At 68.3% G+C, this 6,222-nt stretch carries 5 protein-coding genes; 1 reads left to right on the top strand and 4 read right to left on the bottom strand.

Going from position 1 to position 6,222, the window contains the following annotated elements; all coding sequences use genetic code 11:
- Nucleotides 1–27: 27 nt before the first annotated feature.
- From FFA01_RS04075 to polA, 3 genes are all read right to left on the bottom strand, one after another.
- Nucleotides 28–1,230, bottom strand: coding sequence for a PTS transporter subunit EIIC (locus FFA01_RS04075; RefSeq protein WP_146853259.1), 1,203 nt, complete (start codon nt 1,228–1,230; stop codon nt 28–30).
- Nucleotides 1,231–1,313: 83 nt separating this feature from the next.
- Nucleotides 1,314–2,075 (bottom strand): DeoR/GlpR family DNA-binding transcription regulator, encoded by a 762-nt coding sequence (locus tag FFA01_RS04070; RefSeq protein WP_146853257.1) that lies wholly within the window; start codon nt 2,073–2,075, stop codon nt 1,314–1,316.
- A gap of 234 nt (nt 2,076–2,309) precedes the next feature.
- On the bottom strand, nt 2,310–4,976 hold the full coding sequence (gene polA / locus FFA01_RS04065; protein WP_146853255.1) for a DNA polymerase I: 2,667 nt from the start codon (nt 4,974–4,976) through the stop codon (nt 2,310–2,312).
- 182 nt (nt 4,977–5,158) lie between these two features.
- On the opposite strand from polA, the gene FFA01_RS04060 reads away from it, so the two are divergent.
- Nucleotides 5,159–5,509, top strand: coding sequence for a PaaI family thioesterase (locus FFA01_RS04060; RefSeq protein ID WP_244289686.1), 351 nt, complete (start codon nt 5,159–5,161; stop codon nt 5,507–5,509).
- Between the two features lie 75 nt (nt 5,510–5,584).
- On the opposite strand, the gene FFA01_RS04055 is transcribed toward FFA01_RS04060, so the two are convergent.
- Complete coding sequence (locus FFA01_RS04055) at nt 5,585–6,190, bottom strand: ANTAR domain-containing response regulator (protein WP_146853251.1); 606 nt, start codon at nt 6,188–6,190, stop codon at nt 5,585–5,587.
- Nucleotides 6,191–6,222 lie beyond the last annotated feature (32 nt).

The following is a 6,222-nucleotide window of genomic DNA, read 5'->3' as shown; positions in this document are numbered from 1 at the left end:
GCGACCGTCGGTCGCCCCCCGAGTCAATCACTGGGACGCTGTGGGAGCGGCCGTGCCCTTGCTGGTGGCCTTGTTGGCGGCGGTCGCTGCCTGCGCGTCGGCGAGAGCCTGCTGCTGCGCGGCGGCGTCCTCGGCCGCCGCCTCGCGGTTCTCCTTGCGGCCGAAGCCCATGAGCAGCGCCGAGACGACGAACGACACGGCAGCGGAGAGCAGGATACCCAAGTAGATCGGGAGGATGTCTCCGCGAGCGGCGACGAGCGTGTAGGCGATGATGCTGCCCGGGGAAGCGGGGCCGACCAGTCCGACCTGGAAGAGCGAGAACACGGTGATCCCCGTCGCGCCGCCGAGGATCGCGGCGACGAGCAGGACCGGCTTCATCAGCACGTAGGGGAAGTAGATCTCGTGGATGCCACCGAAGAACTGGACGATGATCGCAGCGGGCGCCGACGGGCGGATCGCGCGAGGACCGAAGAACAGGAAGGCGAGCAGGATGCCGAGTCCGGGACCGGGGTTCGACTCGAGCATGAACAGGATGGACTTGCCGGTCTCCTGGGCCTGGGTGCCGCCCAGCGGGGTCAGGATGCCCTGGTTGATCGCGTTGTTGAGGAACAGGATCTTCGCGGGCTCGATGATGATCGAGGCGAGCGGGAGGAGGCCGCGATCGACCAGGAAGCCGACGGCGCCGCCGAAGAGGTTAGTCAGAGCCGTCGTGATCGGCGCCAGGCCGAAGAAGGCGCCGACGGCCACCGCGCCACCGATGATTCCGAGGGAGAAGTTGTTGACCAGCATCTCGAAGCCGGACTTGATCCGGCCGTCGACGAGCCGGTCGAACTGCTTCAGGAGGTAGGCGGCCAGGGGGCCGACGATCATCGCGCCGAGGAACTGCGGGACGTCCGTCGCGACGATGACGCCCATGACGCCGACGGCGCCGATGACGGCTCCACGCTGGCCGTGGATCATCCGTCCACCCGTGTAGGCGATCAGGAGGGGGAGCAGATACGTGATGATCGGGCCGACGAGACCGGGCCACGGGTCGCCGTTCGAGTCGACGCCGAAGCCGCCGAGCTGGGGAACCGGCGTCCAGCCGGTCTCGATGAACAGCGCCGTGATGAGACCCCAGGCGATGAACGCGCCGATGTTCGGCATGATCATGCCGGCGAGGAAGCCGCCGAAACGCTGTACGCGAGCGCGCACACCCGTTCCGGTGACCGTGGGGGTGAATTCGGACATGAGGGAGGTACTCCTTCGTACTCAGTGACGAGTGTGGTGGGGGCGGGATGCGGTGCGGGTGGAATCGAGGAGACGGGACGCGATCACACGATCACGACCCGGGGGCCGGCGCGCTCGACATCGTCGGCGAGCTCGCTGTCGACGCCCGCGTCGGTGACGATGGTGTCGACGTCGGACAGGGGCGAGACCTTGGCGAAGTCCTCGCGACCGAACTTCGAGTGGTCGGCGAGGACGACGGTGCGGCGGGACGACGCGAGGAGAGCGCGCTTGACCCGCGCCTCGGCGAGGTCGGGTGTGCTCAGTCCCCTCTCGACCGAGACGCCGTTCGTGCCGATGAAGGCGACGTCGGCGAAGACGTCGGCGAGCTGGGTCCGGGTCCAGTCGCCGACCGACGAGTAGGTGCGGGTCCGGATGAGCCCGCCCAGGAGGTGCAGGGTCACGTTCGGTCGGCTGATCAGGATCGTGGCGACGGCCAGCGAATGGGTCACCACGGTGAGCACCCGATCGATGGGCAGCAGCTCGGCGAAGCGGATGGCCGTCGTTCCGGCGTCGATGATGATCGACCCGTTGTCGGGGAGCTCGTCGAGAGCGGCGCGCGCGATGCGATCCTTCTCGGCGGCGGCGGTGCCCTCCCTGTCGACGACGGGCGGTTCGATCCCGAGCCGCTCCACCGCGATGGCTCCCCCGTGCACTCGCCTCAGGACCCCGCGACGCTCGAGCTCGGTGAGGTCACGACGGACCGTCTCGGGCGCGACGGCGAGTTCGCGCGCCAGACCCGCGACCTCGACCCGGCCCCGTGAGAGAGCGGTGTCGAGGATCTGCTGGTGACGCTCCGGTGCGTACATCGAGACCTCGTCGTCGTGCGTGATGGCGGACGGCAGCCATCGTGTGGTTCAGGGAATTCGGATCACATTCGTGCCCGGTGTTCACCGAGCAGAGTTTATATAAGCCCGTTTGTGTGGCTTCGTCAAGTCACCGGCGCGTGTCGCCCCCGTTTGTGCCCGGATCAGGGGACAGAACACCCGTCCGCCCGGGACCGCGCCCGTTCACGCCTGCTTCGACGGCGCCGGTGCCGGGCGTCAGTGCGCGGCGGCATCCCAACTCTCGCCCAGGCCGACGCTCACATCGAGAGGCACTCGCAGGTCGGCGGCGCTGCTCATCCGACGGCGGACGATCTCGCGGACCGTCTCGACCTCGCCGGGAGCCACCTCGACGATGAGCTCGTCGTGCACCTGCAGGAGAACCCGCGATCCGAGTTCCCTCTCGTCGATCTCCGACCGGACCCCGAGCATCGCGATCTTCATGATGTCCGCTGCGGATCCTTGGATCGGTGCGTTCAGCGCGGCCCGCTCCGCGTTCTCGCGCAGGACGCGGTTGGGTGACGTGAGGTCGGGGAAGGGACGCCGACGTCCGAAGATCGTCTCGGTGTAGCCGTCGTCGCGGGCCTTCTCGACGACGGTCCGCAGATACTCTCGCACGGCGCCGAACCGGGCGAAGTAGTCCGTCATCAGTTGCTTCGCCTCGGAGCTCTCGATGCGGAGCTGCTTCGAGAGCCCGAACGCGCTGAGGCCGTAGGCCAGACCGTAGGACATCGCCTTGACCTTCGTGCGCATGGACGGCGACACGTCGCTCGGATCCACGCCGAAGATGCGCGCGCCGACGAAGCGGTGGAGGTCCTCGCCTTCGTTGAAGGCCTGGATCAGACCCTCGTCGCCCGAGAGATGAGCCATGATGCGCATCTCGATCTGCGAGTAGTCGGCCGTCAACAGCGTCTCGAAGTCGGGACCGTGGACGAAGGCCGCCCGGATCTCGCGGCCGACCGCGGCCTTCACCGGGATGTTCTGGAGGTTCGGGTCGACGGACGAGATGCGCCCGGTGGTCGTCCCGGTCTGGTCGTAGGTCGTGTGGATGCGTGCGTCGTCGGCGATGGACTTCTCGAGGGTCTCGATGATCTGGCGCAGCTTGGTGGCGTCGCGGTGCTTCAGGAGGAGATCGAGGAAGGGGTGGGGGTGCTTCTGCTGGAGATCGGCCAACGACGCCGCGTCGGTCGAGAATCCGGTCTTGGTCGCGCGGGTCTTGGGCATCTCGAGCTGCTCGAAGAGGACCTCCTGCAGCTGCTTCGGAGATCCGAGGTTGACCTCGCGACCGATCTCGGCGAAGGCCTTCGAGGCCAGCTCTGCAGCGGTCTCGCCGAGACGGACCGACAAGGCCTTGAGCGTGTCGCGGTCGGCGGCGACCCCGGTGAGCTCCATGTCGCCCAGGACGCGGACGAGGGGCAGCTCGATGTCGGCGAGCACGCGACGCGAGCCGTCGTCGAGGGCCTCGACGAGGGATTCCGAGAGCCGGAGGACGTACCAGGCCTCTGACGCCACGCTGACGTCGTCGTCCTCTGCGACCAGCTGGTTGGGGTCGCCGACGGGAAGCGTCTCGCCGAGCTGTTCGTAGACCAGGTCGGAGAGAGCGAATGACGTCCGACCGGGGCGCAGCAGCCAGGCGGCGATCCGGGGGTCGCCGACGATGCCCGTCAGCGGCAGCCCCACCCGGGCCAGCGCCTTGTAGGCGCGCTTCGCATCGTGGACGACCTTCGGCGTCTCGTCGTCGAGCCAGGCCTCGAGGGCGACGTAGTCTCCGCGGCCGGCCGCCCAGGGGATGTAGGCCGACTCGTCGTGCGAGGAGATGCCGAGTCCGACCACGCCGTCGGCCCCGTACTCGACGACCAGGCCCACGGGCGATGCCGGGTCGGACGCGTGCTTCGAGAGCCAGAACGCGAGCTCTTCGTCGATCAGCGTCCGCACCACGGGCAGACCGTCGGGGGCCGGCGCCGGGGTCGACGACGAGGGTGAGGCGTCGGCGGCGGTCTCGGAGAGCGCGAGCACCCTCTCGAGGAGCGTGCGGAACTGCAGCTTGTCGAAGAGCTCGCGGACAGCGGCCTCGTCGATGCCTCGGCGTTCGAGGTCGCCGGGACCGACCGGCAGCTCGACGTCGGTGACGAGTCTGTTGAGCCGCCGGTTGCGGATGGCGTTCTCCTTCTGCTCGCGCAGCTTCTGCCCGACCACGCCCTTGATCTCGTCGGCGTGCTCGAGGATCTGGTCGAGGCCGCCGTAGAGAGTGATCCACTTGACCGCGGTCTTCTCGCCGACCTTGTCGATGCCGATGAGGTTGTCGCTCGTCTCGCCGACCAGCGCGGCGACCTCGGGGTACTGATGGGGCTCGATGCCGTAGCGCTCGAACACCTTGTCGCGGTCGTAGCGGGTGAGCTCGCTGACGCCCCGGGCCGAGGGGTAGAGCAACGTGACGTCGTCGTTCACCATCTGGATGGCGTCCCGATCTCCGGACACGACGAGGACCCGATAGCCGTCTTCTCGGCCGCGGACGGCGAGGGTCGCGAGGATGTCGTCGGCTTCGAAGTCCTCTTTGGTGATCGTGGTGATGCCCATGGCGTGGAGCGCCTCCTGGAGCAGCGGGATCTGGCCGACGAACTCCACCGGGGTCTCGGAGCGGGTGCCCTTGTACTCGGGGTACTCGCGGGTCCGGAAGGAGAAGCGGGAGATGTCGAAGGCGACCGCCAGGTGGCTCGGCTTCTCGGCCTTCACCAGGCTGAGGAGCATCGAGATGAAACCGTGGATCGCGTTGGTGTGCTGACCCTCGCGGTTGACGAAACTGTCGACCGGGAGGGCGTAGAACGCCCGGAACGCGAGCGAGTGGCCATCGATGACCAGGAGGGTAGGCTTTGCTTCGTCCGACACCCCGTCAGCCTAGCGGGCGCCTCCGACAGTGCAGTCGGGGCGATCGCACCGGTCCGTCCCCCCGGAGAGACATGAACGACTCCTCCCCCGACTCCGCCCGCACGGTGTCGCCCGACGCGAGCCTCAGCGACGCCGCCACCGAGCTCTTCGGTCGCCGGGGGGTGGGGGCCCTCGCTGAGAAGATGGGCATCGTCGTCCTCGAGATGAGCGCCGAGCGCGCGGTCGCCCGGATGCCCGTCGACGGGAACACCCAGCCCGTCGGCATCCTCCACGGCGGGGCGCACGTCGTCCTCGCCGAGACGCTCGGGTCGATCGCCGCGAACGTCCATGCCGGTCCCGGGCGTCTCGCGATGGGCATCGAGCTCAACGCGAGCCACAGCCGGTCGGCCGCCGTCGGCTGGGTGACCGGGACCTGCACGGCCATCCATCTGGGACGCACCCTCACCACGCACCAGGTCGTGATGACCGACGACGACGGCCGGCTGCTGTCGACGGTCCGCATCACGAACTTCCTGACCGACGACCGCGGCTGACGCTCGGCCCGGTCCTGCGGACGAAGAAGAGGCCCGCGCCCCTGAGGGTGCGGGCCTCTCCGGCGTCGACGGAGGCTACTTCTTCGCGCTGAGCTGCTCGATGATCGCCTGGGCGACGTCGTGCATGGTCAGACGGCGGTCCATCGAGGCCTTCTGGATCCAGCGGAACGCCTCGGGCTCGGTGAGGCCCATCTTCTCGTTGAGGAGCCCCTTGGCCCGGTCGACGAGCTTCCGGGTCTCGAAGCGCTCCACCAGGTCCGCGACCTCGGCCTCGAGCGTGATGATCTGCGTGTAGCGCGAGAGAGCGATCTCGATGGCGGGCAGCAGGTCGTTCGGCGTGAAGGGCTTGACGACGTAGGCCAGCGCGCCGGCTTCGCTCGCCCGCTCGACGAGCTCCTTCTGGCTGAACGCGGTCAGCAGGACGACGGGGGCGATGTGGTTCTTGCTGAGCGTCTCCGCCGCGCTGATGCCGTCGAGCTTCGGCATCTTGACGTCCATGATGACGAGGTCGGGGCGGAGCTCGGTCGCGAGTGCCACGGCGGTCTCGCCGTCTCCGGCCTCGCCGACCACCTCGTATCCGTTGTCGCGGAGGATCTCGACGATGTCCAGCCGGATGAGGGACTCATCCTCGGCTACGACGACACGACGGGGTGCTGCTGATGTTGCTTCCTGGTCACTCACGGAGAGAAGCCTACGGTATTCTTGCCCCGGTC

The organism is Frigoribacterium faeni, from assembly GCF_007988805.1.
In the GTDB taxonomy this organism is placed as follows: Bacteria; Actinomycetota; Actinomycetes; order Actinomycetales; family Microbacteriaceae; genus Frigoribacterium; species Frigoribacterium faeni.
Note: the sequence above shows the minus strand (reverse complement) of the source record. Positions and strands in the feature narration are given on the sequence as shown.

Excerpts from the sequence above, each read along its gene's own strand:
- FFA01_RS04075 (WP_146853259.1), bottom strand. The coding sequence starts at position 1,230 with ATGTCCGAATTCACCCCCACGGTCACCGGAACGGGTGTGCGCGCTCGC.
- FFA01_RS04070 (WP_146853257.1), bottom strand. The coding sequence starts at position 2,075 with ATGTACGCACCGGAGCGTCACCAGCAGATCCTCGACACCGCTCTCTCA.
- FFA01_RS04060 (WP_244289686.1), top strand. The coding sequence starts at position 5,159 with ATGGGCATCGTCGTCCTCGAGATGAGCGCCGAGCGCGCGGTCGCCCGG.